Annotated in this window: 20 protein-coding genes and 1 pseudogene; 11 read left to right on the forward strand and 10 right to left on the reverse strand. The window is 37.5% G+C overall.

The window, feature by feature from the left end:
• Positions 1 to 321 precede the first annotated feature (321 nt).
• On the forward strand, positions 322 to 1,866 hold the full coding sequence (locus ACY3XC_RS18280; RefSeq protein WP_464869819.1) for a xanthine permease: 1,545 nt from the start codon (positions 322 to 324) through the stop codon (positions 1,864 to 1,866).
• Between the two features lie 19 nt (positions 1,867 to 1,885).
• Positions 1,886 to 2,335 (forward strand): nucleoside deaminase, encoded by a 450-nt coding sequence (locus ACY3XC_RS18285; RefSeq protein WP_464869820.1) that lies wholly within the window; start codon positions 1,886 to 1,888, stop codon positions 2,333 to 2,335.
• Positions 2,336 to 2,375: 40 nt separating this feature from the next.
• Here the strand turns inward: ACY3XC_RS18285 and ACY3XC_RS18290 are convergent, their stop codons facing one another.
• Positions 2,376 to 3,245, reverse strand: a complete 870-nt coding sequence (locus ACY3XC_RS18290) for an alpha/beta hydrolase (RefSeq protein ID WP_464869821.1) — start codon at positions 3,243 to 3,245, stop codon at positions 2,376 to 2,378.
• Between the two features lie 417 nt (positions 3,246 to 3,662).
• On the opposite strand from ACY3XC_RS18290, the gene ACY3XC_RS18295 reads away from it, so the two are divergent.
• From ACY3XC_RS18295 to arcC, 3 genes are all read left to right on the forward strand, one after another.
• Positions 3,663 to 5,210 carry a xanthine permease gene (locus ACY3XC_RS18295; RefSeq protein WP_464869822.1) on the forward strand — a complete coding sequence of 516 codons (1,548 nt, stop codon included), beginning with the start codon at positions 3,663 to 3,665 and terminating at the stop codon, positions 5,208 to 5,210.
• A gap of 89 nt (positions 5,211 to 5,299) precedes the next feature.
• A complete protein-coding gene (locus ACY3XC_RS18300; protein ID WP_464869823.1) occupies positions 5,300 to 6,472 on the forward strand; it encodes an ankyrin repeat domain-containing protein in 1,173 nt (390 codons plus the stop codon).
• Complete coding sequence (gene arcC / locus ACY3XC_RS18305) at positions 6,469 to 7,446, forward strand: carbamate kinase (RefSeq protein ID WP_464869824.1); 978 nt, start codon at positions 6,469 to 6,471, stop codon at positions 7,444 to 7,446. Before ACY3XC_RS18300 ends, arcC begins: the two co-directional genes overlap by 4 nt.
• Positions 7,447 to 7,508: 62 nt before the next feature.
• On the opposite strand, the gene ACY3XC_RS18310 is transcribed toward arcC, so the two are convergent.
• Positions 7,509 to 8,210: a response regulator transcription factor gene (locus ACY3XC_RS18310; protein WP_464869825.1), complete on the reverse strand. Its 702-nt coding sequence runs from the start codon at positions 8,208 to 8,210 to the stop codon at positions 7,509 to 7,511.
• A 214-nt stretch (positions 8,211 to 8,424) separates the two neighbouring features.
• Between ACY3XC_RS18310 and ACY3XC_RS18315 the strand changes: the two genes are divergently transcribed.
• The 5 genes and pseudogenes from ACY3XC_RS18315 to ACY3XC_RS18335 all read left to right on the forward strand — a co-directional run bounded on the left by ACY3XC_RS18315 (position 8,425) and on the right by ACY3XC_RS18335 (position 16,159).
• Complete coding sequence (locus ACY3XC_RS18315) at positions 8,425 to 9,930, forward strand: amidohydrolase family protein (RefSeq protein WP_464869826.1); 1,506 nt, start codon at positions 8,425 to 8,427, stop codon at positions 9,928 to 9,930.
• Between the two features lie 3 nt (positions 9,931 to 9,933).
• Positions 9,934 to 11,403 (forward strand): amidohydrolase family protein, encoded by a 1,470-nt coding sequence (locus ACY3XC_RS18320; protein ID WP_464869827.1) that lies wholly within the window; start codon positions 9,934 to 9,936, stop codon positions 11,401 to 11,403.
• Between the two features lie 115 nt (positions 11,404 to 11,518).
• On the forward strand, positions 11,519 to 13,078 hold the full coding sequence (locus tag ACY3XC_RS18325) for a glutathione ABC transporter substrate-binding protein (RefSeq protein WP_464869828.1): 1,560 nt from the start codon (positions 11,519 to 11,521) through the stop codon (positions 13,076 to 13,078).
• A 74-nt stretch (positions 13,079 to 13,152) separates the two neighbouring features.
• Positions 13,153 to 14,376, forward strand: a complete 1,224-nt coding sequence (locus tag ACY3XC_RS18330) for an amidohydrolase (RefSeq protein WP_464869829.1) — start codon at positions 13,153 to 13,155, stop codon at positions 14,374 to 14,376.
• Between the two features lie 217 nt (positions 14,377 to 14,593).
• Positions 14,594 to 16,159 (forward strand): annotated as a pseudogene (locus tag ACY3XC_RS18335) (glutathione ABC transporter substrate-binding protein).
• Positions 16,160 to 16,230: 71 nt separating this feature from the next.
• Here the strand turns inward: ACY3XC_RS18335 and ncs1 are convergent.
• From ncs1 to nikC, 8 genes are all read right to left on the reverse strand, one after another.
• Positions 16,231 to 17,673: an NCS1 family nucleobase:cation symporter gene (ncs1, locus tag ACY3XC_RS18340; RefSeq protein WP_464869830.1), complete on the reverse strand. Its 1,443-nt coding sequence runs from the start codon at positions 17,671 to 17,673 to the stop codon at positions 16,231 to 16,233.
• A 13-nt stretch (positions 17,674 to 17,686) separates the two neighbouring features.
• Entirely contained in the window at positions 17,687 to 19,000 is a 1,314-nt protein-coding gene (locus ACY3XC_RS18345) for a sodium:solute symporter family transporter (RefSeq protein WP_464869831.1), read from the reverse strand.
• On the reverse strand, positions 18,997 to 19,689 hold the full coding sequence (locus tag ACY3XC_RS18350) for a response regulator transcription factor (protein WP_464869832.1): 693 nt from the start codon (positions 19,687 to 19,689) through the stop codon (positions 18,997 to 18,999). The genes ACY3XC_RS18345 and ACY3XC_RS18350 overlap by 4 nt, the downstream gene beginning before the upstream one ends.
• 18 nt (positions 19,690 to 19,707) lie before the next feature.
• Entirely contained in the window at positions 19,708 to 20,457 is a 750-nt protein-coding gene (locus ACY3XC_RS18355; RefSeq protein WP_464869833.1) for a sensor histidine kinase, read from the reverse strand.
• A 99-nt stretch (positions 20,458 to 20,556) separates the two neighbouring features.
• A complete protein-coding gene (locus tag ACY3XC_RS18360) occupies positions 20,557 to 21,549 on the reverse strand; it encodes an ABC transporter ATP-binding protein (RefSeq protein ID WP_464869834.1) in 993 nt (330 codons plus the stop codon).
• Positions 21,549 to 22,568: an ABC transporter ATP-binding protein gene (locus ACY3XC_RS18365; protein WP_464870005.1), complete on the reverse strand. Its 1,020-nt coding sequence runs from the start codon at positions 22,566 to 22,568 to the stop codon at positions 21,549 to 21,551. The genes ACY3XC_RS18360 and ACY3XC_RS18365 overlap by 1 nt, the downstream gene beginning before the upstream one ends.
• A 16-nt stretch (positions 22,569 to 22,584) precedes the next feature.
• On the reverse strand, positions 22,585 to 23,505 hold the full coding sequence (gene nikB / locus ACY3XC_RS18370; RefSeq protein WP_179158205.1) for a nickel ABC transporter permease: 921 nt from the start codon (positions 23,503 to 23,505) through the stop codon (positions 22,585 to 22,587).
• 14 nt (positions 23,506 to 23,519) lie between these two features.
• Positions 23,520 to 24,374 (reverse strand): nickel transporter permease, encoded by an 855-nt coding sequence (gene nikC / locus ACY3XC_RS18375; protein WP_464870006.1) that lies wholly within the window; start codon positions 24,372 to 24,374, stop codon positions 23,520 to 23,522.
• Positions 24,375 to 24,717: 343 nt separating this feature from the next.
• Between nikC and ACY3XC_RS18380 the strand changes: the two genes are divergently transcribed.
• Positions 24,718 to 26,295, forward strand: a complete 1,578-nt coding sequence (locus ACY3XC_RS18380) for a glutathione ABC transporter substrate-binding protein (protein WP_464869835.1) — start codon at positions 24,718 to 24,720, stop codon at positions 26,293 to 26,295.
• Positions 26,296 to 26,331 lie beyond the last annotated feature (36 nt).

The raw sequence follows: 26,331 nt of genomic DNA on the forward strand, positions 1-26,331 counted from the left end.
AAATTAAAAGCCCAGCTTAGATTTTTAATCTGCTGGGCTTTGTTTAAGAGCAGTGTCTACTACTGCAACAAATCAATTAGGACATATTTTGTACAAAATTTATCGTATGAACTGCCTAGATAAATACTTTACTTTTTGGTTTAGGTGACCAATGACCAATAACGTATATCCGTATAGAATTTAAAATGTAATCGATTTCTTTAAGCTTCGAAAAGGAAGAGTTTTTGCCGTAAAAGGAGGAAATATAAGCAAAAGTTAAAAAATTGCTAACAATAATATTATTTTATCTTGCAAACTATTCATATTAAGAGGTGAAATGTAATGGCTCAAACAATTAAATTTTGGAAAAAAGGTGACTTTGCTGCTTCCTTTGGTTTATTCGTTAATGTTTTGACAGACTTTTTGGTTATGATTTCATTATTAATTGGTGTAGTTGGTATGCCAAAAGAGTTTGTTTATAGACAAATAGTTCCAGGCTTTGGATTTGCTGTATTGCTATCTGGCATTATATTTGCTTATTTTGCTTATAAATTGGCTAAGAAAACAGGTAGGACAGATGTTACCGCACTACCATCAGGTTCTAGTTCTCCTGGTATATTTCTTATCGTATTTGTGATTATGCTTCCTCTCTATCAACAAACACAGGACGCTGCTTTCACAACCACAGTTGCTGTAATTTGGGGGTTTATTGAGGCTGCCATATTATTTTTAGGAGCATTCCTGGGTGAAACGATTAGAAAGATTGTCCCAAGAACGGTATTGCTTGCGGCCTTGGCAGGTTTGGCATTTGTATTCTTGGGTATGAACCCAATGCTGCAATCCTTTGAAATGCCTATAGTTGCCTTTGTTGCCTTAATCATCATTTTCATGAACTGGTTAAGTAAACATCCAATATTAAAGAAAATACCTACAGGTTTATTATTGATCGTAGTAGGAACTGCAATTGCTTGGATAGCTGGATATCAAAATCCTGCAGATGTTACTGAAGCACTAAAATCATTCGGCTTTAATCCTCCAATGCTGCATTTAAATGGGTTTGCCGACAGTTTAAACGCTGCTTTGCCATATTTATTAACGGCTGTACCTTTAGGGTTAGCAAACTACATTTTTAACTTGGAAAACGTAGAAGCTGCTGCTGTCAGTGGAGATGAATACAAAACTCGTGATGTTATGCTTGCAAACGGTTTTTCTACTCTAATAGGCGGCCTTTGTGGTAACCCATTCCCAGTAACCGTATATGTAGGACATGCTGGCTGGAAAGAAGTTGGAGCAGGTTTAGGCTATTCAATTGCCAGCTCTGTTGCCATATTCTTATTATCGGTTTTCAGTCTTATGGGACTGTTGCTAGCTGTTGTCCCAATTGCTGCTATCGTTCCGATGCTTGTGTTTATTGCGATTGTAACAGGGCATCAAGTTGTGAAAGAAAGTCCGAAATTTGAAGCTCCAGCAATCTTTATATGTTTCTTCCCATGGGTTGCGAACTGGGCACTTGTTGCTGTTAATAATGCACTTTCAGCTGCTGGTAAGTCTGTGGGGGATGCTGCCGATCAAGTATCTTCACTAGCTCTGCATAATGCTGGACTTTTCTACGATGGCTTGGTTGCTCTAGGTAATGGTGCTCCTATTTCAAGTGTTCTTTGGGGTTGTATAGCTGTATTTACGATCCGCAATACTCCTATTGGAGGCATTATTGCTGCAGTACTAGCATCCGCTTTAACTTTTATTGGTGCCATTCATACAAGCACTATCGGACTTGCACAAGCAACTGCTATGCCTTTCGTTTGGGGATATTTGCTAATTGCTGCGTTCTTAGCGTATAAACTCTATGTAAATAAGAAAGATAATATTGGTCCTGTTACAGAGTAAAAATAGGAGGAATTTGGATATGGATTATATGAAATTAGCTGCAGATGCAACATTTGTTGGTATGGCAAACAAAGTTGGCGGGCCATTCGGTGCAACAATCGTACGCGGTGATGAAATTATCGCTGTAGTAAGCAATACAATGATGAGAGATATTGACCCATCTGCTCATGCTGAAATGGTTGCCATTCGTGAGGCTTGTAAAAAGTTAGAAACAATGGATTTATCTGATTGTGTGATCTATGCAACTTGTGAACCTTGTCCAATGTGTGTGTCCGCCATTATTTGGACGGGAATTAAAGAAGTTTATTACTGTAACACGAGCGAAGATGCTGATAAATTTGGCTTCTCAGATATGCATTTACGTAAGTATTTAACAGGTGAAGATAAAAGTGTTCTCAAAATGGTTAAAGTAGAGCAAAGAAAAGATTGTGATGATTTGTTTGAGTTTTTCCATAAATCTATTAAATAACAAAAAGCCCAGCTTAGATTAATAATCTGCTGGGCTTTTTTTAACTCAGGCGGGTTTTTAAAAAATCAATGACTTGATTAAGTGCATGTTGAACTATCGGGTCTTGGAAGTCTTTATCAAATACATGCTCACCATTTGGAATCGTAATAAGTCTTGCATCAACCGATTGTTTAATAAGGGCAGCTCTCATAAATACTGATTGTTCGTATGGTACATCCGTATCCTTTGTTCCGTGTAATAATAAAGTTGGTGGAAATTCCTTTGTAACATTTCGATTCGGGCAGAATGGATAGAGAGCTTCTTTATTGTTTAAAGGATTTACCCCTGTAATTTCCTCAATCCACACTCCATTCTGTCTCGCATAAACATAAAATAAAAAACGTTCTTCTACGGATGCCTCGGTTACGATACGATCTGTGATCAATTTGTAAGCAAGTTCCTTAGAAACAGTGTCCTTTTGACAATAAAATTTACTTGGACTAGCAGCCCAGCTTCCAACAAGATCCCCGTATCCGTAAAACGAAACAATTGCACGTGGCTTATGAGTAAATGTTCCAGTAGAGAGAGCTAAAAAACCACCGGCGGAACTTCCTACAACTGCAATTTTCTTTGGATCTATTGAAAATTGTTTTGGTCCTTCTAATTGAATCCATCGGATTGCATCTTCGATATCCTTAAGAATTTCAGGCAGTTCTGTCCTAGGAGCCAGCCTATAGTCGATTGAAAATAATGAGAATCCATTGTCGGTGTATAGTTTGATCATTTCTTCACTAATTTCTTCTCTTGTTCCCCAAATTAACCCTCCGCCATGTATATAGATGACAACAGGGGCATTTTCTTGGTAAGTCCCATAAAAATCGGCCTTAATTGAGAAATTTATATCCTCTTTATAAATTACCGTTTTCTTCATTTTTATTAACACGTCCTGTCTAAGTATAGTTTCAGTTAATACTAAAAAAAATAGTCAAATAATGCAATTAAAAGGATTGTGCAAAATAACAAATAATCCCACTGTTTTCAGGTTTTTCTAATCATATGTATAGGACATATTTTGTACAAAGTTTATTGTATAACTTGCCTAAATGAATACCTCCCTTTTTGGTTTAGGTAGACAATGACCAAAAAAGGGTTTCCGTATAAAATTTTAGATGTAACCGGTTAACCATTATTATTATTTCTCTTCCAGCTTTATAAAATTTTAATTGAGATAAGAAGGAGTTTTTGCTGTGAAAAGGAGGCAACTTAAGCAGAGGTGTATTCAATAATGTTAACTAACAATATTTTCTTCCTATCCAACAAACTAATTCATATTTAGAGGTGAACCGTAATGGATCAAACAATTAAATTTTGGAAAAAAGGGGACTTGGCTGCATACTTCGGTCTACTCGCCAATAACTTAACCAATCTTCTTACAATGATGTCATTATTAATTTTTGTTGTAGGTATTCCATCATCAGTCGTTTATGGGAAAATTGCCCCAGCTTTTGGGATGGGTATATTTATCGCAAGTTGTGCGTATGGCATTTTTGCATATCGTCTAGCTAAAAAAACGGGCAGGTCTGATGTAACAGCATTGCCTTCAGGACCAAGTGCTCCTTCTATTTTCACTGTAACTTTTTTAGTCATATTGCCAGTCTATACCCAAACAAAAGATTATGAGTTTGCCATTGGGATTGCACTAGTATGGTGTTTCGTTGAAGCAATGATTCTAGTAGTCGGATCATTATTGGGCGATACGATAAGAAAAATTATTCCTAGAACAGTATTATTATCTTGTTTAGCTGGTCTTGGACTATTGTTATTAGCCATGAATCCAATGTTACAAGCATTTGAAGCACCGATGATTGCTTTCGCTGTGTTAATCATTATTTTCATTAACTGGTTTGGTAAATCACCGGTCTTTGCAAAAATTCCAACAGGGTTTTTATTGCTAGCTGTTGGTACAGGGATTGCCTGGGCTTTAGGTGTGATGGAGCCTGGTGCAATTTCACAATCTTTATCATCGTTTGGATTCAATCCTCCTACATTAAATATTGATGGTTTTATGCAGGGGTTGCCACATGCCCTTCCGTATTTGGCATCAGCTATACCACTAGGTCTTTCTAACTATGTGTTTGACTTGGAGAATATTGAAAGTGCCTCTACTGCAGGGGATGATTATCAAACAAGACAAGTTATGTTAACGAATGGACTTGCTTCTATGCTTGGTGCAACATTTGGAAATCCATATCCAGTAACAGTATATGTAGGACACCCAGGATGGAAATCAATGGGCGCTGGTATTGGATATACAGTAGCAACCGGTTTATCAATGTTAATTCTTTCACTATTTGGTATTGGAGCATTTTTGCTAGCGATCATTCCGATTTATGCCATCGCTCCTATCCTAGTTTATATTGGAGTTGTAACGGCCAACCAAGTTGTTCGTGAAACGCCGAAAATTGAAGTTCCAGTTATCTTTATTGCATTATTCCCATGGATTGCAAACTGGGCTCTAACACTTGCTAATAATGTACTTGGTGCCGCTGGAACTGCTGCGGGAACCGTGGGGCTTGATAAGCTTGCTAGTAAAGGGGTTTATTATGAAGGATTGTCTCATTTAGGAAATGGTGCACCGATTGCCAGTCTGTTATGGGGATGTATCGCGATTTTTGCTATCAACGATAAACCGTTACGTGGTGCTGCCGCAGCAGCAATAGCTGCCGTACTATCCATCGTTGGATTTATCCACTCTCCAACAGTCGCATTTGCTAAAGGTGCTTCTGTAGAATTTTTCTTTGGCTATCTAATGATGGCAGCTATATTTGTTATAAAATTTGTGATGGATCGTAGTAAAGCACAGCCGAAACCTGAAACAGAAGAAAAAATTGCATAATTAGAACGTTAAAATTCACCTTCGATAGAGGATTGAATAGCTATCGAAGGTGAAATTTATTCTAGATTAATGGTAAAGGGGAGAATTTTATGATGGAGCTAATCCTTGCAAGTGAACGTGGAGATCTACAGGCTGTAAAGCAATTATTAGAAAACGGGGCTGACGTGTCTTTTAAGGACGAAGAAGGCCGAACAGCTTTGATGGCTGCTACACAGAAAAATCAACTTTCAGTCGTTAAATTACTATTAGAAGCTGGCAGTGATGTAAATACAAGAGATATTACACAATTAACACCGTTTATTTGTTCTGGTGCAAATGGTTTTCATGAAATTTTAAGCACAATGCTAAAATATGGTGCAGATTTAAATAGTGTAAACCGATTTGGCGGCACTGCATTATTACCTTCCAGTGAAAAAGGCTATCTAAAAACTGTACAAAGATGCTTGGAAGCTGGTATCCCAGTCAATCATGCCAACAATTTAGGCTGGTCAGCTCTATTAGAGTCAGTCATTTTGGGTAATGGCGGCCGCTTATACTCATTGATCATTGAATTACTAGTCAAAGCCGATGCAGATGTAAATTTGCCAGATAGGGATGGGAAATCATCACTTCAGCATGCCAAAGAATTAAAGCATCAAAATGTAGTAAAGATTCTTACGAATGAGTATGTTGAACAGAATGATTATATAAATCGAGCAAAAGCATTCTACTTAGATGATAAGTATGAAGAAGTAATTTCATTAATGAATCAAGCTATCGAAACAGATTCAAATAATTTAGATTATTATTTCTACAAAGGCTATTCTTTCCAAGAACTTAAACGGTATGATGAAGCACTCGAAGCATATAAAAAAGCGTTAGTGCTAAATCCTAATGAACTTGATTTATATTTTTATACTGCTAATTGTTTAAGGTTAATGAAAAAACCAGATGAAGCACTTGCTGAATATGACAAAGCATGCGAATTAGATCCTAATGAAACTTTTTACCGTTACCATAAATCAAATTATCTAAGAGAACTAGGCCGACATGAGGAAGCTGTAGTCGAAATGGATAAGCTTTTAGCACTTCAGCCAAACAGATATGATTTTTCTTTCCACAAGGCAAACAGTTTAAGATCACTTGGCAAGCATGAAGCCGCGATTGAGGCAATTGAAAATGCAATTGCAAACGATCCAACTAATCCATTATACCAATTGCACAAGAACCAATCCTTAGAATTATTAAAAAAACAACTAGAATCACAGGAGGTAAACAGATGAGTAAACTAGTTATTGTTGCTATTGGTGGAAACTCTCTAGTTCGAGACAACGGCCGCGATTCCGTTCAAGATCAATATGAAGCTGTTCAAGAAACTGCCGTGAATATCGCAGATATGGTTCAAGAAGGTTACAATGTAGTTGTGACACATGGAAATGGTCCACAGGTTGGTTTTGGGCTTAGAAGGTCTGAAATTGCCAATGAAATGGCAGGTATGCCGGATGTCCCGCTCGTCAATTGTGTGGCAGATACACAAGGCGGTATTGGATACCAAATTCAACAAGCGTTAACAAACGAATTTACTAAAAGAGGCATAAATAAGAAAGTTGCAACGATCATTACCCAAGTTGAAGTTGACATTAATGATCCGAATTTTGAAAATCCAACAAAACCGGTTGGTTCATTCTTTACTTTAGAACAAGCAGAAGAAATGAAATTGGAACATCCTGAGTGGATTTTTATGGAAGATTCCGGACGTGGATATCGTAGAGTGGTTCCATCACCAAAACCAATTGATATTGTTGAAAAGGAAGCCATCAAATCATTGGTAGATGCTGGATACGTTGTGATTGCGGCTGGCGGCGGAGGAATTCCGGTTATAAAGACAAGAGAGAATGAGTATTTGGGTGTCGATGCGGTAATTGATAAAGATTTTGCTACCAGCCTTTTAGCGGAACAAGTCAATGCTGAGACTTTAATTATTACAACTGGTGTTCCAAGAGTATGTATTAATTTTGGAAAACCAAATCAATTGGCTCTAGAAAAAATTACAGTTAAAGAAACAAAACAATATGTTCTTGAAAACCACTTTGCACCAGGCAGTATGCTGCCAAAAATTGAGGCTAGCCTAAGCTTCTTAGAAAATGGTGGGAAGAAAGTAGTTATTACAAACCCAGAAAGTTTACAAGATGCGATTAATGAAAAACAAGGTACTCACATTGTTACACAGATAAATACAACTCCTTGTATGAAATAATTAATAATAAGAACAAAGTCCGGCACATAGTAAAACAGTGCCGGACTTTGTTCTTATTGTATTTACCTTTTTTCTTTCTCCCGAAATTCTGTTGGTGATATCCCCTCTATTTTCCGAAATAATGTACTAAAATAGTTTTGACTGCTAAATCCTGTATTTTCTGCTACATCAGATATAGTCCAGTTTGGGTGAGCAATTAGAATCCTTTTCGCTTCGTGGATACGATATCGAATTAAATACTCCGAAAAAGCAACACCTACTTCTTCATGAAATTTTCGACTTAGGTAGGTAGGGTTAGCATGAACCACATTTGAGATATCTGAAAGTGAGATTTTTTCAGCAAACTTTTCGTGAATGGCTTTCAGAGAGCATTGGATTAAGCTGGAATAACTTTGAGAAAATGGATTTTCTTTATACTTTGATAGAATTGTTAATAACTCCCTCTCGATAACAGGCTTTGTTAAGTAGTCAACTACCCCAATTCTAATTGATTGCTGAGCATAGCTGAAATCTTGGCAGGCAGTAACCATGATTATTTCCACATCTTTATTCCTTTGCCGCAGTTCTTCCCCAAATTCAAGGCCTGATTTTCCTGGAAGATTAATATCTAAAAATGCTAAATCAATTTCATGATTTAGATTAATTGAATGTGCTTGACTCGCATCTGAAGCCTTGAAAAACTTCCATGAAGGAAATTCAGATAGCAGCAAGTATTCTAGTTGTTCTAACTCTAATGGTTCATCATCAAGTAATAAGACATTCATTTTCATGCAGCCCCTCAGTAAAGTTTCCCATCCAGTTCTTTCATTTAATTTAAACAAAAGGATATTTTAAGTAAATATGATGTGGAAAAGAAGTAGAAAAATCTTAAAAAAGAGTAATAATTCCGAAAATAATTTCATTTACCATTTCCTATAATTAAATTAATAAACAAAATTGTAAAACACACCTGAATAGATAGAAAAGGAGGAAGATTAAATGATTGATTTGCTGTTAATTCACGGTACTGTTATCACAATGGATGCCAACAGGCGAATTCTTGAAGATGGTGCTGTTGCTATTAACGATGGCAGACTTTTAGATATTGGCTTAACAGAAATTCTAGCATTAAAATATGAGGCAAAAAAAGTGATTGATTGCAGTCATCAGTGTATTTTACCTGGATTAATCGATGTTCACGGACATGGCGGACACTCTATGTTTAAGACTATTGCCATCGATAATGACTTTTGGATGCAAATTATGACCAATACGTATAAACATTTTGTAACCGATGATTTTTGGTATTACGAAGGGAAACTCTCTGCACTAGAGCGTTTAAAAGCTGGGATAACAACAGGTGTATCTGTTTTAGGGTCGATGCCGCGGTCTGATGACCCGATCTTCGCGATCAATCACGCAAGAGCCTACGCAGAGGTTGGTATTAGAGAGGTTGTTTGTACAGGCCCTTGTAATCCGCCATGGCCACACTTATTCAGCCGCTGGGTGGATGGTAAACAGATTGCGAAAGAAGTAACGTACGAAGAAGTGCTGCAAGGTGCAGAAGCAGTCATTGAAGCATTGAATCATGCGAATGAAGACCGGACACGTGCATTTATTACCCCTTTTGTCATCGTTACCTCAGTCGAACCATCAGGCCCAACATCACCAGGGAGGCTTTATGGGTTAACAGAGCATGACCTATATCAAGCAAAGAGAATACGTGAGATTGCTAGAAAGTATCAAACACGGATCCATTCTGATGCCTTTGGCGGTATGATTCATCTGGCAGTCAAGGATTGGAAAAACGCCTTGTTAGGACCAGATGTTCACCTTCAGCACTGCCGTGGAATTTCATTCGATGAGGCACGAATTTTAGCGGATACAGGTACGAATGTGAGTGCCTCCCCAGGCATAACCCAGGCTAGTGCGAGAACTCCGGTACCTGAGTTAATTGAATTGGGTGCAACGGTGGCTATCTCTACCGATGGTACATCACCATGTACAAGCTTTGATATGTTTCAAGCGATGCGAAAAACGCAGTTTATTCACCAATCTGCTCTTAGAGATGAATTTTATTTGCCTCCTGGAAAACTATTAGAAATGGTAACAATTGATGCAGCGAGATGCATTGGCTGGGATGACGAACTTGGTTCTCTTGAAATTGGTAAAAAAGCCGACGTCATTACCGTGAACCTTAATCAGCCCCACTTAACTCCAGAATTTATGCATGTCCATCGCTTGGTATATCAAGCAGTTGCAAATGATGTCGACCATGTGATTGTCGATGGTAAGGTAATTATGGAAGGTCGGAAAGTTCAAACCGCTGATGAAAAAACAGTGTTGTATGAGGCCAATGAAGAGGCCAATTCAACTGTCGAGCGGGCGGGCCTTAGGAAGTATATGGAACCCTCCAAGTATTTTTGGGGGCATGCACGAGGCTATGTAGATGAAATGAGATATAACGAAGAAGATTATAGTTTTGCTAGATTGAAAGGAGAATAATAAATGATAACAAAACTTAAAGGAAAATATGTGATTGGTTTTGATGGGGATGATCATGTAATTTTAGAGGATTCAGAGGTTGTATATAAAAATGATACTATTTTATATGTAGGTAAAAATTACACTGGAAAAGTGGATGAAGTTATTGATGCTGGGAACGCAGTCATTAGTCCAGGATTTATCGATTTAAATGCACTAGGTGATATTGATCATGATATCCTGCATTTAGAAGCAGCTAGCGACAAACAGAAAAACCTGCTCTGGTCAAAGAGTTATGTTGAAAACGGTCATCATGAAGTTATGACAGCGGAAGAAGAAGCATTTAAATCATTGTATGCCTATTCTCAGTTGATTCTTCATGGTGTGACTACTGCGATGCCGATTACATCTGTTTTTTATAAAAAATGGGCAGAGACATATGAGGAATTAGCCGCAGCAGCCAATCATGCCGGTGGATTAGGATTAAGGATTTACTTAGGCCCAAGTTATCAATTTGGAATTAGAGTCGTGGAGCCAGATGGAACAATCAATCTTTATTGGGATGAAGATGCAGGGAGAGCAGGGCTAGAGCGTGCTGTAAAGTTTATAGAAGAATTTGATGGTGCCTATGATGGCTTGGTTAAAGGAATGTTGGCACCTGAACGAATTGAGAGTCAAACTGAAGAAAGCCTGAAACTGACTAAATATTATAGTGAAAAGTTAAATGTTCCAATTAAACTTCATGCAGCACAGGGGAGCTTTGAATATCACACAATCTTAGAAAAACATGGGGTAACACCGATTCGTTATTTGTATGATCTAGGCTTTTTAGGACCAAAAACTGGAATTCCACACGCCCATTTTATTGCTGGTTATAGTGAAGCGCAAACCGGTGAGGGCGATGATAAAGCGCTGCTATCAGAAACCAATACAACCGTTATCCATTGTCCTTTAATCATCGGAAGGCATAGCTCTGCTTTAGAATCATTTGCAAAATACAAAAGGGCAGGTATTAATTTAGCACTGGGTACAGACACCTTTCCACCAGATATGTTTCAAAATATCCGAACAGGCAGTATGCTATCCAGGCTGATTGAAAAAGAAGTAGAGGATTCATCCTATGCTGATTTATTTCGAGCTGCAACAATTGGTGGAGCCAACTTTCTAGGAAGGGAAGACCTTGGCAGACTTACAGCAGGCGCAAAGGCAGATATCATAGCAATAGACTTGGACGGCTTCCATATGGGAGTGATAGATGACCCGATTCGTACAATGATTGCTAGCGGGTCAGGAAGAGATGTGAAATTATCCATCATTAATGGCAGGGTAGTTATGAAGGATAGAGTCATTCCTAACCTGGATTTAGAAGAAATTAAATCCAAGGGACAAAAGTATTTTAATAAAATGAAAAAGGGATATTTGGAAAGAGATTATCAACAGCTTCCCGAGAATGAGCTGCTGCCTTCATCCTTTAAGATAGTGGACTTTTTTTAATTTATTCAAGTAGTAAAGATAATGAAAAATAAAGTAAATATTTTAAAAACAAGTAGTCTGAATATTTCTTATAATTAGACAAATGCATATAAAAATATTCAGGGGGTTTTGGTCCATGAAATGGAGATTAGGAAGATTTTTACTCGTTATGCTATTAGCAATCGTTATTACTGGATGTTCAACTAAAAAGGATGTCAGCACAGAGGATAATAACAGCGGTACCTTAAAAAAAGATGGCGGTACACTAGTCATTGCCCGCTTATCGGATGCTGAGAATTTAGATCATCATTTCATGTCAACGATTAACGCGGCAAGTGTTACCCACAGTAAAATATATGAGGGGCTTGTAGGGCGTGATAAAAATGCCGAAATTAAACCTTTACTTGCAGAAGAGTGGAAACAGCTTGATGATTTAACATGGGAATTTAAACTTAGACAAGATGTAAAGTTCCATGATGGAACAGCCTTTAATGCAGAAGCGGTAAAAGCGACATTTGATCGTCTGTTGGATCCAAATGTTGGTTCACCAAGAGCAGTTGTATTTAAAATGGTAAAAGAAGTGAAGGCAGTGGATGAATTTACAGTTCAAATTATTTTATCTGAGCCATTCTCACCATTACTTTCTATTCTAGCAAGCCATGAAGGCGGTATTATCAGTCCAAAAGCGATTGAAAAGTTTGGTAAAGAAATTATTAATGAACCAAATGGTACGGGTCCCTTTGTTTTTGAATCATGGACCCCTGGACAAGAAATTGTCTTTACTAAGAACAAGGAATACTGGGGAACAAAGGCTAATGTAGATAAAGTTGTATTTAAAGTTGTACCGGAAGAAACGACAAGAATCTCAATGCTCGAAACTGGGGAGGCCCATATTGCTGAGCCACTTTCAGTACCGATGATGTCTACTGTAGAAGCTTCGTCAAAAGTAGAGGTCTACCGAAGTGAAGGATTTGGAACGGAATATATTGGATTTAACTTCCAAAAAGAACCATTTAATGATATACGTGTACGTAAAGCAATTTCACATGCTGTTGAAATGGATTCGATTATAAAGGGCGTATACAATAATGTTGGTAAAAAAGCGAATTCATTATTAGGCTCAAAGGTTTTTGGTTACCACGCTGATATGGAAGCCTATGAATATAACCTTAATGAAGCAAAGAAATTGCTTGCAGAAGCCGGCTATCCTGATGGCTTTGAAACAACATTAAAAACAATGGATAGTAAAGAAAGAATCAATATGGCAGAGGTAATTCAGTCACAGTTAAAAGGAATCGGTGTGAAAGTAAATATACAAGTTTTAGAGTATGGTACGTTTGTTGAGCAAGCAAACAACGGTGATTCTGAAATGTTTATCCTCAGCTGGAGAAACGCGACTGGCGATGCCGATTATAATCAATACAACCTTTTCCATACCAATTCTCACGGGGCATCTGGAAATACCTTCTTCTATAGTAATAAAGAGGTGGATAGCCTAATTGATGCTGCCCGTAAAGAAAAAGACCCAAATAAACGTATTGAACTATATGCACAGTCACAAGAATTAGAAATGGAAGATGCCGTATATATTCCAGTAAGGGTGATTGAAAATCTTGCTGCTGTAACTAAAAATATCCAAGGCTTTGCGATCAGCCCATCTGGTTATTTAGAAATCAATGAAGTTTCAATCAAATAGGAAATATGATAAAAGGGATATCCAAGTGGATACGCCCTTTTATCTTGTAACAGTATTAGAAAGGATGTTTTAATATGAGCCGTACTTATTGGTTAACAAATGCCCGCTTAGAAACGGGATATATAATAGAAAATGATAGAGTAGCAGGAACAAAAACGGAGCTATTTCACTTATTAATAGAGGATGGTAAAATCGAAAGAATAATCAAAGGATCAGTGCCCTTTGGAAATGAACATCCTGTAACAGATACAAAGGGGCTGCTCCTGCTTCCCTCATTTATTGAAAAGCATGTTCATCTAGATAAGACTTACATGGGTGACGACTTTCGGGCTTGTATCCCCGCTTCGGGTGTTATTCAACGATGTGAAATAGAAAAAAATATTCTAGCATCCATTCCTTCCAGCACACAGCAACGTGCAGAAGCTTTGCTGGAAGTTTTATTGTCTTATGGATCAACCCATGTAAGAACCCACGTGGATATCTATCCGGAAGCAGGATTGAATAATTTGGAAGGTGTCGGGCGTGCACTAGAAACATATTCAAATAGGCTGAGTGCAGAAATTGTTGCCTTTGCCCAGCATGGCTTGCTGCGTCCTGGGACTGTTCAACTAGTAAGAGAAGCAGTAAGAAACGGTGCAGGGATTGTAGGGGCGGTTGACCCGGCAACGGTGGATAATAATATTGAAGCATCATTAGTACAGTTGATGGACTTGGCTGTTGAAGGGAATGCTGATATCGACTTGCATTTACATGACCCAGGACACTTAGGAACTTTCACAATGAAACGACTTGCTTATTTAACCAAGCAAGCAGGCTGGGAAGGAAGGGTAGCAGTCAGTCATGCATTCGGATTAGGAGATGTCCCCAAAGAAGAAGCAATTGAAATGGCAGGGATTTTAAGAGAAGCTGGAATCTCGATTGTGACCAGCCTTCCAATTGGACGGAATATTCCACCGGTAAACCTATTAACTGAATGTGGAGTGGATGTAGCCGTAGGAAACGATAATATCTTTGATTCTTGGTGGCCTACAGGAAATGGTGATGTACTGGAGAGGGCTGGACGTCTGCTTGAACGATTCAGATGGACAGATGAGGTTTCACTTGGTCAAGCGTTAAAGTATATTACAGGTGGAAAAACTCTGTTAGATAAGGAAGGGAATCAGTTATGGCCAAAAGCAGGTGATGCTGCGAATATCGTCCTTGTTGAAGCTAGCTGTGCGGCAGAGGCAATAGCTAGACGATCAAAACGTAAGGCAGTTATCTATAAAGGTAAGGTAGTTTGTGGTTCTTTGCATTAAAAAATTATTCATGTACCGGTAACTCAATGATTAAAGGGGATAGATTTTCATATCCTCTTTTTTGATAGTGTTTTTAGTAGATTTTTAGGACGGCAAGAAACTACTAAAAGCAGTAAAGATAACGAAAATAATAGTAAAGATTTTCAATAAAAATATACTGAATATTTTTTATAATTAGAATGGATAGAAAAATACGATGAAACAAGGGGGAGAGTTCATGAAAGAAAAACTAGTTATCAGAAAATTTATTCTAGCACTGTTAATGGTAATGTTATTTACTGGTTGTTCTACAAATCAAAGTGCCAGCTCCAATGGTGATGAAAAGGAAGATAAAGCTAAAGATGGCGGTACTTTAGTGATAGTTCGTTTAGCAGACGCAGAGAATCTAGATCACCATTTTATGAACACGATCAATGCTGCAAGTGTAACCCATGGAAAAGTGTATGAGGGTTTAGTAGGACGAGATAAAGATGCTCAAATCCAGCCTTTATTGGCAAAGACGTGAAAACAGATTGATAGTAAAACATGGGAATTTAAATTAAGAGATGATGTGAAATTTCATGATGGAACTCCCTTTGATGCAAACGCTGTCAAAATGAATTTTGACCGGCTCTTAGATCCGAATGTCAAAGCACCTAGAGCAGGTGTTCTCAAAATGGTTAGTGAAGTGAAAGTCATCGATGAATTTACAGTTCAATTTATCTTAGATGAACCGTTTGCACCTTTACTCTCCATCCTAGCCAGTCATGAGGGAGGAATTATTAGTCCTAAAGCGATTGAGAAGTTTGGCAAGAACATCATCAATGAACCGAATGGAACCGGACCATTCTCATTTGAATCATGGACCCCAGGCAAAGAAATTGTGTTAGTTAAAAACAATCAATATTTTGGGGAAAAGGCTAAAGTTGATGAAGTTATTTTTAAAATTGTTCCAGAGGAAACAACCAGAACCTCAATGATTGAGACAGGTGAAGCACATATAGCAGAGCCGCTTTCTGTAACAATGATGGATACAGTAGATGCTTCATCATCAATGGAAGTCTATCGGAGTGAAGGTTTTGGTACGGAATATATTGGTTTTAACACTGAGAAAAAACCATTTAGTGATATCCGTGTCCGCAAATCGATTGCACATGCCATTGAAATGGATTCTATTATCAAGGGTGTATTTAATAACGTAGGAAAAAAAGCGAATTCTTTATTAGGATCTCAAGTATTTGGATATCATGAAGGTTTGAAAGCTTATGAATATAACTTAAATGAAGCAAAGAGATTATTGGCAGAAGCAGGATATCCTAATGGTTTAAAAACAATCTTGTCAACGAATGATGTAAAGGAAAGAGTAAGTCTTGCAGAAGTTGTTCAATCGCAGTTAAAAGGGATTGGTGTTGAGGTAGAAATACAGGTATTTGAAAGTGGAACTTTTATTGAGAAAAGAAATAGAGGCGAATCACAAATGTTTATTAATAGCTGGAGAAATGCAACTGGTGACGCCGATTACAATCAATACAATCTTTTCCACTCGTCTTCAAAGGGACCTGCTGGTAATGTCTTCTTTTACAGTAATGAAAAGGTTGATCAGTTAGTTAATGCTGGACGAATAGAGGGTGACCCAGAAAAACGCATGCAGATTTATGCAGAGGCACAAGAAATAGAAATGCAGGATGCAGTATATGTACCTGTACGTGTCATTGAAAACGTAGCTGCTGTTTCAAAAAAGATTGATGGCTTTAGGATAAGTGCAGCCGGTTATTTAGAAATCAATGATGTTTCAATTAAATAACGAATAAATAATAGGAGAGGCTGATTCTAGTGGTTGGTAAGTGACAACCATTTAGAATCAGCCTCTTCTTTCTATTCCTTTATTGCCTTTAATTCAAATTGCTTATTAAAATAATATAAAGCTAGATATAAAGGAATGGCTAGAAATATCCCTGTAAACCAAGAAATATTTGTTAACGGACCAAGTAAGGGTACAAAATTACCTATTAGGCTTATTATGCCTGCGAAGATGGTTGCAAGCATAGCGGAGAGATTAATCCCATTTGAATATCGATTGTAATTAATAGAATATAATTCTTGTAAATTAATTTCCTTTTTACAAATTAGGAAATAATTCGTCAGCATCACACCTATGACGGGACTTAACAATCCTCCTACAATATTTAAAAAGGCAAATATGCTTGTCGGATTCTCCATTAGCTTCCAAGGCATAATAACTATACCGATAATGGTTGCGGCTAGAGCCCCAGTTTTAAAATTCAGTCTCTTTGGGAAAAGAGAAGCAAGTTGATAGCCGGCAGGAATGATATTTCCAACAATATTAACGGATAAGGTTGATAAGGAAATCGTTAGAAGTGAAAGGGTAATGGCAAATCTATTATCGAATCGCTCCACCACTTCAAGTACATTCCAAATCGGAACTCCAAAAGCTATTTCTGAACCCACAATGATTGAAATGCTGGCTACAGCAAATAATAAATATGTAATAATCAGCCCAGAAATCTGTCCAATTGATTGATCTTGATTAGAACGAGAAAACCTAGTAATATCGGAAACACTTAGAATTTGTGCAACCCATGTTGCCATAATGGCCGAAACACAACTTATGAAAACCAAAATACTATTTCCATCAACCCCTCTTGAGCTATAGTTTATGATTGGGTCAATTCCACCTGCCAGTTTAATCGACCACATAGCCATTCCGCCAAAAACCACAAAAATTAAGGGAGATACAATTTTTGTTAACTTCCCTAATCGATCTATCCCGGCAAAAATGAATAAAACATTAATAATCCAGAAGAGTAGAAAGGAAAGGAGACCAGAAAGAGTTAATCCGAAAAAGTTAAAACTTCCGCCTAAAGATAAATACTCTGGCCAAAATTCCCCTATTAATATACTAATCGCTAGACTGCCTGCATAAGTTTGAAGACCAAACCACATAATTGCAGCAATAACGCCTCTAAGGACCCCCGGAAAGAGAGCACCCTTATTTCCATAGCTTGCACGGAGCAGAATAGAAAATGGAATTCCATATTTGCTGCCAGCATGCCCATTCAATACCATCATGACTGATAGTAAGATGGAAGAAATAATAATGATAGAGAATACCTGCCAAATGGATAAGCCTAATGCAAAGAACCCGCCAATTGTTACATAGGAAGGCACGTTATGAACAGAGCCCATCCAGATGGAGAAAAATTGACCTATCTTCCATGTTCTAGCTTCAGATGGAGTTGGTAATAAATCTGGGCTATAATGGGCTTGATTTTCTATTATTACATGTTTTTGTCTCAAACAAAACCGCCCCCTATAATACCTTACTTTTATTTCTAGTTATTGTCTTATATAGTAAGACAAGTAAACAAAGTACTGTTGAAATCGTAAAGCTAACCCATATTCCTTTAAAGTCTTCCGTTATTGATACAAAAATATAGCCTCCCGCTGCTCCAACAAAGGATGAAAAGGGGACTATGAAAGGGAGAATATTTTTACTTAGGATGATATATAAAATTGGGCTGATTATCGCCGCATAAATATTCCCAGTGAAAAATAATAGCGTGAGCGGCCTGGGCGTAACAATACTGACTATGACAAGTAAACATACACTTACTGCTCCTGAAAAAATATAAGTATATTTCCATTTCTCATCGTTTGTTAGAGTTAAAAACATTTCCAGTATATTTTTTACAAATAGGGTTGTTGTGGCGTGCAATTCTGCACTGAGGGCAGAAGCGATTGAACTAAATATAAAGACAACAAATAGGACGATTAATATAGATGATTGGATTCTGTTGACTAATTCCGAGAACAAGGAATAAATATTTTCAAAGCTTCTGCCGAAAATTGTAATCATTAACAAGGAGGATAATGCAAGTGGGATGGTTGCCCATATTAATCCTGTTAAGGTAAAGGTTAGTTGAACCTTTTCCTTTTGAATGATAAACATTCTTTGCCATGTAGCACGGTCTATCAAAATTTGACCAAAAAAGACAACGATTGCTGTGAAAATAAACCAAAAGGCATCCGTGTTCTTTATATACAATAAATATGGATGATATAGCTTAATTCCGTCATAAACAGGATAAACACCTTCTTGAATATAAAAGTAGACCGGGATAATAATGACCGATGCAAAAATAAGGGTGACATTAACACCAGCCACTTGGTGAAGGCGCTGCATGCCCCCGACTCCTCCGATAAAAAAACAAAAGGCCAAAAAAAGCAATAACCCAATAAAATGAGGAATCGGAAAAATCATATGGATAAGAATTCCTGCGCCCATAGCTTGGACAAATAAGGAATGAAAGCTGGTAAGAATAAGGACTGTGATCATTAACCAATATCCGCTTGGTGTTAATTTTTGTCTTAAAACATCTCCGATCGTGTGCTTACCAGGGTAATTCTCACGGATTCTTTTTGCTAAAAATCCAAATAAAATAGAGGATAACGCCCCCACTAATGAGTATCCAATTCCACCGATTAGCCCATATTTGATCAAAGTTTCCGGAGAGGAAAGGATTGTATTTCCTGTTACCCATCGAGCCAATAAACTAACAACTCCAAAGCTTACCCCAAGTTTAATGGCACCACTGATATATAACTGATAATCATTATTTTTCAATGGAATGTCTCCCTTAAGCGAAAATCCCTTGGTGAGATTCCTGTTACTTTTCGGAAAATTTGGCTGAAATAATGCTGGCTGTTAAATCCGCACCTCTCAGAAACCGTACTAATACTTAAATCAGGATACTCAACGAGCATTTTTTGAGCTTCCTTTAAGCGAAACTCGTTTAAATACTCGGAAAAGCCCATCCCAACTTCCTCATGAAATTTTCTGCTTAAATAAGCGGGATTTATATGAATTTTTGAGGCTAAATAATTTAATGTTAATTTTTCACTATATTCCGCATGAATAATGCTTATCGCATCTACAATTTGCTCAGTGTAACGCCCTAATCTTTCATACTTGCTTAATACGGCCATTAATTCAGCTTCAATAATTGGTTTGGTTATGTAATCAACAACCCCAAGTCTTATCGAAGTCTGAGCATATTCAAAATTTTGAAAAGCAGTAACCATTATAATGTCAATCGTATAATTTTGTGTTAATTCTTTAGCCAAATCCAAGCCATTCTTCCCAGGAATCTGAATATCTAGAAATGCAAGAAAGATGTCATGCTGCTTAACGATTTGGAGTGCTATGGAAGCATCTTGAGCTTTGAAAATTTTCCAGTTTGGAAATTTGTTAAGAATTAAATACTCGAGCTGCTCTAATTCTAGCGGTTCATCATCAACTAGCAAGATATTCATTCGTAATTTTCACCTTCCTTAAATTTCATATTTCAGCATAAATGGAAAAATAGCTAAAACACTTGTCCCATTTTCTGAGTTGATTAATTGTACAGATGTTTTACCATCGGGGAATAATAACTCCAGCCTTTTTGTAATGTTTTCTAAACCAAGTCCCCTATCCAGTGACAGTTCCTCAGGACCTTCAACTGCATTATTCCACACGGTGATATGGATTTCTTCTTCCCGTTTTTCAACGGTTGTTTTTAAAAATGCTTCACCAACATATTTCTCAAAGGAATGTTTAAAAGCATTTTCTATAAAGGTTTGAATAATAAACGGGATGGTAATTGCTTGGTTTACATTTGGATCGATTGAAAATTCGTAATAAAGCCTGTCCCGAAACCGTATTTTTTGTATTTCTAAATAATAATTAACATAGGTTATTTCCTCATCGATTGTAATAAAAGTGTTATTTGTTTGATACTTAAATTTAAGCAGCTTTGATAGAGTCTCAATTGAGCGGATTAATTCAGTTTTTCGATCCAGTCTTGCTAAGCTTAATATTGAATTTAATGTGTTAAAAAAGAAATGAGGCTGAATCTCTTGATTCAATTGGTTGTAAAGAGCAGTTTGCAGCTCTCTTTCTAACGCAATTTCCCGTGTTTTTTTTTCCAGCAGGTCTATTCGCTTTTCAAAAATAAATAAAAAAAGCAATGTAAAGGCTCCTAGTAAAGGTGCAAGGGCTGCAATCATAATATTTAGGGAGAAAGCTTCAACTGTTAACATAACCGAAATTCTCCTTTATATGAAGAAAAAGGGAGGCGTTTGCCTCTCCCTTTTTTAATATAATATTTTACCTTATTTTCTTATAATTAAAAAATAATCTTACATGAATTTTTCTGCGTAATGACAGCTGACCATATGATTTGTATTCAATTCTCTTAAATCTGGTTCTTCTAATTTGCATTTCTCTGTTGCAAATGGACAACGGGTATGGAATCTGCAGCCTTTTGGTGGATTAATAGGAGAGGGTACATCTCCTTTTAGGATGATTCGCTCCCGTTTTAATTCCGGATTTGGTACAGGAATCGATGATAACAATGCACGAGTATATGGATGCAGAGGTGTATCAAATAAATCCTTTTTATCTGCAATTTCAACGACTTTCCCAAGATACATAACCATGACCCGATCAGAAATATGTCTGACTACACTTAAATCGTGGGAGATAAATAAAAAGGTAAGTCCAAACTGTTTTTGCAGTTTCTTTAATAGATTTAGGACTTGTGCTTGAACAGATACATCCAAGGCAGAAACAGCTTCATCGCAAATTATTAATTTAGGATTAACTGCAAGGGCTCTCGCAATCCCAATTCGCTGCCGCTGACCGCCGCTGAATTCGTGAGGGTAGCGGTCAAGTGCCTCAGAGGGAAGCCCGACATAGCCAAGTAGTTCAAGCATTCGATCCATTCTTTTTGACTTTTCCACTACATCTTGAATGGCCATAGCTTCATTTAATATTTGCTTAACGGTTTGCCTTGGGTTAAGTGAAGCAAAAGGATCTTGAAATATAACCTGTAAATCCCCCCTAAGCTTTCTCATTTCCTTCTTATTTAATCCTAAAATGTCTGTCCCTGAATAATAAACCTTTCCGTCTGTAGGTTCATCCAGTCTTAAAATTGCACGGCCAGTTGTGGATTTTCCGCAGCCAGATTCACCTACAATACTTAAAGTCTCTCCCTCGTATAGCTTGAAGGAGATGTCGTCTACTGCTTGTACATAGGCTTTTGGTTTAAAAAGGGAGTCTGTTTTAACTGGAAAATATTGCTTTAGATGTTCTACTTCTAATAATACTTTCTTATCTACTGCAGCCTGCATTATTTTACCGCCTCCTCTTTTACACTTTTTGCATCCCACTGATCTGTATACATCCAGCAGCGAACCTTTACTCCATCATTTTGTTCAATAAGTTCTGGCTGCTGCTGATGACAAATCGGCTGCTGGTGAGGGCATCTAGAAGCAAAGCGGCAGCCAGCAGGCATATTGTAGGGACTAGGGACACTGCCTTCAATCGTTTGTAATTCTTCCTGATCCTCATGAATTTTAGGAAGTGAATCTAGTAAACCTTGTGTGTATGGATGTCTTGGATTAGCAAAAATTTTCTCTGTTGGTGCATGTTCAATAATATTACCTGCGTACATGACGGCTACGGTATCACAGGTTTCGGCAACGACACCTAAATCATGGGTAATCATAATAACCCCCATGCCCAGCTTATTTTGCAAATCTTTAATCAACTCTAGGATTTGTGCTTGAATGGTTACATCCAATGCTGTTGTTGGTTCGTCTGCTATTAATACCTCAGGGGTACAAGCAAGTGCCATCGCAATCATGACACGCTGACGCATACCGCCGCTTAATTGGAAAGGCTCTTGTTTAGCTCTCTTTTCCGGGGAAGGAATACCAACAAGCTTTAACATTTCCACGGACTTTTCCCACGCGGCTTTACGTCCCATTTTTTGGTGCATTCGTAACGCTTCAGCAATTTGCTCTCCTACCGGTAAAACAGGATTCAATGATGTCATCGGTTCCTGAAAAATCATCGAAATCTCATTCCCACGGACTTTTCTCATTTCATCTTCAGACATTGTCACCAAATCTTTTCCTTTAAACAGAACTTGTCCGCCCGCTATTTTCCCAGGAGGGGAGGGGATTAAACGCAGAATGGAAAGAGATGTTATACTTTTTCCACATCCAGATTCACCGACAATTCCTAAGGTTTCTCCTTTATGCAAATTAAAGTCGATGCCATCAACCGCCTTACTTACACCGCGCTTTGTAAAGAAATGTGTTTTTAATCCTTTTACTTCTAAAATCGGTTTGTTATTCTCCGTCATCATCTTTCACCACCTGTTAATTTAATTCAATCCGTTTATTAAAGAATCGGTATAGTACATCGACAATCAAGTTCACTACGACGAAAACGAGAGAAGCAACTAATACCCCGCCTTGAACCATTGGTAAATCCCTCATTCGAATCGAGTCGACAATCATTCTTCCCAGTCCATTAATAGCGAAGATTGATTCAACTAGAACTGTCCCGCCAAGTAAAGCCCCGAATTGTAATCCAACTACTGTAATAACTGGAATTAAAGCATTACGTAATCCATGCTTATAAATAATTACACTTTCACGTACCCCTTTAGCACGAGCTGTTCGGATATAATCCTGACGTATAACATCGAGCATACTAGATCTTGTCATTCGGGCTACAATGGCTGCACCCCCTGCACCTAATGTCAGCGCAGGCAGGATAACATGAAGAATGCTATCCCAGCCAGCAACAGGAAGGATTTGCAGTTTTACTGAGAAGAAATACATTAACATTAAACCAAACCAAAAGCTTGGTAATGAAATCCCTAATAAGGCTACAATCATAACTGTTGTATCCTTTAGGGAATAAGGCTTAATCGCAGAAATAATTCCAGCAGCCATTCCTAAAACAATCGTTATAAGAATACTAAAAAAGGCAAGCTCAATTGTAATAGGTAGTCTCACTAAAACTTCATCTAGGACAGGCTGACTATTCTTAAGTGACACTCCAAAATCTCCACGAAAAACGCTCGTTAAGTAATCGAAGTATTGTACCAATAATGGTCTATTTAAACCTAATTGCTCTCGTATGGCTTCAATGGTTTCCTTTGAGGCACCTTCACCAGCAAGCAAGACTGCTGGGTCACCTGGAACTAACTGCATTATAAAGAATACGACAAAGGTTACCCCTATAATAACCGGGATCGTTTGCATTAATCGGCGTACTATAAACATCAACATCTAATATACCTCCTCTATTTCTTCATTCTTGGATCAAAAGCATCACGTAATCCATCACCAAAAATATTAAAACCTAAAACTAGTATAGAAATAGCCAGCCCTGGAAAAATAGCAATATAAGGTGCTGAGAATAAGAAATCCCTTCCACTGCTTAACATTGTTCCCCATTCTGGAGATGGTGGCTGGGCACCAAGACCAAGGAATGATAAACCTGCTGCAGAAAGAATGACGGTAGCTAGTCTTAGTGTACCTTGTACAATAATAGGTGAAAGAATATTCGGTAAAATATGTTTAAAAATAATCGTTAAATCATTTGCTCCTAGAGAACGTACGGCATCAATATACTCGAGTTGTTTCACTTCTAAGGTTGAACCGCGGACAATCCTGGCGAATAATGGAATAGAGTATGCGCCGACAGCTATCGTTACATTGATTAAACCAGGTCCAAGTGCACTAATGATAGCTAAAGCGAGTAAAATACCAGGGAATGCCAAGAGAATATCCATGATTCTCATAATAGTCGAATCAATCCATTTACCATAGTAGCCTGCAATCAGTCCTAAAATAATTCCAAAGAAGGCACCAAAGATTACAGCGGTTATTCCAATCCCCATCGAAAGTCTGGAACCATATAGGATTCGGCTTAAAATATCCCTTCCCTTATCATCTGTACCCATCCAGTGATCTGCAGAGGGAGGTATTAATTTATTTTCCAAATTGATTTCGTATGGATCATAGGGTGCAAGTAAGGGTGCGAAGAGTGCGACAACAATATAGAAAAGAATGATGATAGCCCCGACCATTGCTGCTTTGTTCATGGTTAAAATAGATAAGAAATCTTTTATTTTAGATTCTTTCGGTTGATTCATTGTTTGTGTTATTACAACTGGCTGTTCTGTTTTTACTTCTAGTGTCATATAAAACCCTCCTTAAATTTTTATTTGAAAGAATGAAGTCGTTTCTAGCTGTCATATCCTCCTTTCAGATACTGTTATTTTTTTTTGGGATTATGTACAAAATTATCAAAATTTATAGGAAAGTAAATATTTTTTAAATTGTTTGTCAAAATACTTAAAATTTTAGTAAATATTCTGTAAATATTCCAGTGCATCATCTTCTATAATGCAGATAAGGATTTCGAAGGAAGAATGAAAACTACTTTTCCTTTTAAATTCAAAATGAAAATAAATAAACAACAAAGGAGAGACGAAAATGGAGAGAAAAAAACGATCCATAAAAAAGGGCTTACTATTAGTTTTAATTGGTTTAGTACTAATGGTGGCTCAAGCTTGTTCGACAAAATCAACTTCTTCTGATAAAGAAGCAAGTAAAACAGAGGGAACGAACCAAGGTGGTACATTAACAGTTGTTCGACTATCTGATGCTACCAAGTTAGATCCACATTTTATTACGGATATCCCATCAGCAAATGTAGTTTATCAAAAAGTTTATCAAGGACTTGTAGTACCAGATAAAGATTTTAAAATTCAACCGCTTCTTGCAAAAGAGTGGACAGTAGTAAATGATACAACTTGGGAGTTTAAATTAAGAGATGATGTAACATTCCATGATGGAGCACCTTTTAATGCTGAGGCAGTGAAAGCAACATTTGATCGTTTATTAGATCCTAATACAGGATCGCCGCAGCGTGAGAAATTCTCGATGATTACAGAGGTGAAAGTGGTAGATGAGTATACGGTTCAATTATCGCTTGCCTACCCATATGCACCCCTATTATCCATTTTGGCAAGTCAGGAAGGAAGCATCCTCAGTCCAAAAGCTTTAGCTGAAAATCCTGAAAATTTAGCGCAGCATCCAGTTGGCACAGGTCCATTTGTATTTGAAGCTTGGAAGAGCGGTCAGGAAATTTCATTAAAGAAAAATGAAAATTACTGGGGCAAAAAGCCAAATATTGATGGTGTTGTATTTAAGGTAGTACCAGAGGATGCTACCCGTCTTGCGATGATTGAAACGGGTGAAGCACACATAAATGACCAAGTTCCTGTTACTGAAATTGAACGAATTGAAGCATCTGAAACAATGGGTCTGTATCGTACAGAGGGACTAGCTGTAGAATATGTTGGTTTTAACACAAAGAAAAAACCGTTTGATGATGTAAAAGTACGTAAAGCAATCAGCCATGCAATTGAAAGAGAAGCAATTATTAAAGGTGTTTACAATAACGTTGGAACTTTGGCAAACGTAGCAATGAGTCCGAAGGTTTATGGACATAGTAAAGAAGTTAAGCCATACAACTATGATTTAAATGAAGCTAAGAAATTGTTAAAAGAAGCAGGTTATGAAAATGGCCTTGAGCTTACATTGTTAACTAGCGATCGAAAAGAACGTATTAATATGGCTGAAGTTATTCAATCTCAATTAAAAGGTATCGGCGTAAATGTAAAAATTCAAGTAATGGAATATGGTGCATATATAGAAATGGCCAATAATGGTGAGCATGATTTATTTATCGGCGGCTGGGGTAATGCAACAGGTGACGGAGACTACAATCAGTATAATTTATTCCACTCTGCATCACAGGGCCCTGCAGGAAACCATTTCTACTATAGTAATCCAGAGGTAGACCAAAAGATTGAAGCAGCCCGTAAAGAAACAGATGAAGCAAAACGTTTAAAGCTTTATGAAGAAGTAATGCAAATGGAAATTGACGAAGCAGTTTATATTCCAATCCGTAACTACGAGCACATGGCTGCTCATAGTAAAAACGTAAGTGGTTTTTGGTTAAATGCTGCAAACTACCTAATGATTGATGATGTAGTAATTAAGTAAAGGAATCAATGGAAAAGTACTTTTGAAAAAAAGTAC

The sequence above is a fragment of the Bacillus sp. CZDM1 genome, from assembly GCF_055502545.1.

Excerpts from the sequence above, each read along its gene's own strand:
- ACY3XC_RS18320 (WP_464869827.1), top strand. The coding sequence starts at position 9,934 with ATGATAACAAAACTTAAAGGAAAATATGTGATTGGTTTTGATGGGGAT.
- ACY3XC_RS18380 (WP_464869835.1), top strand. The coding sequence starts at position 24,718 with ATGGAGAGAAAAAAACGATCCATAAAAAAGGGCTTACTATTAGTTTTA.
- ACY3XC_RS18280 (WP_464869819.1), top strand. The coding sequence starts at position 322 with ATGGCTCAAACAATTAAATTTTGGAAAAAAGGTGACTTTGCTGCTTCC.
- nikB (WP_179158205.1), bottom strand. The coding sequence starts at position 23,505 with ATGTTGATGTTTATAGTACGCCGATTAATGCAAACGATCCCGGTTATT.
- ACY3XC_RS18315 (WP_464869826.1), top strand. The coding sequence starts at position 8,425 with ATGATTGATTTGCTGTTAATTCACGGTACTGTTATCACAATGGATGCC.
- ACY3XC_RS18290 (WP_464869821.1), bottom strand. The coding sequence starts at position 3,245 with ATGAAGAAAACGGTAATTTATAAAGAGGATATAAATTTCTCAATTAAG.
- ACY3XC_RS18310 (WP_464869825.1), bottom strand. The coding sequence starts at position 8,210 with ATGAATGTCTTATTACTTGATGATGAACCATTAGAGTTAGAACAACTA.
- ACY3XC_RS18300 (WP_464869823.1), top strand. The coding sequence starts at position 5,300 with ATGATGGAGCTAATCCTTGCAAGTGAACGTGGAGATCTACAGGCTGTA.
- ACY3XC_RS18355 (WP_464869833.1), bottom strand. The coding sequence starts at position 20,457 with ATGTTAACAGTTGAAGCTTTCTCCCTAAATATTATGATTGCAGCCCTT.
- arcC (WP_464869824.1), top strand. The coding sequence starts at position 6,469 with ATGAGTAAACTAGTTATTGTTGCTATTGGTGGAAACTCTCTAGTTCGA.
- ACY3XC_RS18330 (WP_464869829.1), top strand. The coding sequence starts at position 13,153 with ATGAGCCGTACTTATTGGTTAACAAATGCCCGCTTAGAAACGGGATAT.
- ACY3XC_RS18285 (WP_464869820.1), top strand. The coding sequence starts at position 1,886 with ATGGATTATATGAAATTAGCTGCAGATGCAACATTTGTTGGTATGGCA.
- nikC (WP_464870006.1), bottom strand. The coding sequence starts at position 24,374 with ATGAATCAACCGAAAGAATCTAAAATAAAAGATTTCTTATCTATTTTA.
- ACY3XC_RS18365 (WP_464870005.1), bottom strand. The coding sequence starts at position 22,568 with ATGACGGAGAATAACAAACCGATTTTAGAAGTAAAAGGATTAAAAACA.
- ACY3XC_RS18350 (WP_464869832.1), bottom strand. The coding sequence starts at position 19,689 with ATGAATATCTTGCTAGTTGATGATGAACCGCTAGAATTAGAGCAGCTC.
- ACY3XC_RS18325 (WP_464869828.1), top strand. The coding sequence starts at position 11,519 with ATGAAATGGAGATTAGGAAGATTTTTACTCGTTATGCTATTAGCAATC.
- ACY3XC_RS18295 (WP_464869822.1), top strand. The coding sequence starts at position 3,663 with ATGGATCAAACAATTAAATTTTGGAAAAAAGGGGACTTGGCTGCATAC.
- ACY3XC_RS18360 (WP_464869834.1), bottom strand. The coding sequence starts at position 21,549 with ATGCAGGCTGCAGTAGATAAGAAAGTATTATTAGAAGTAGAACATCTA.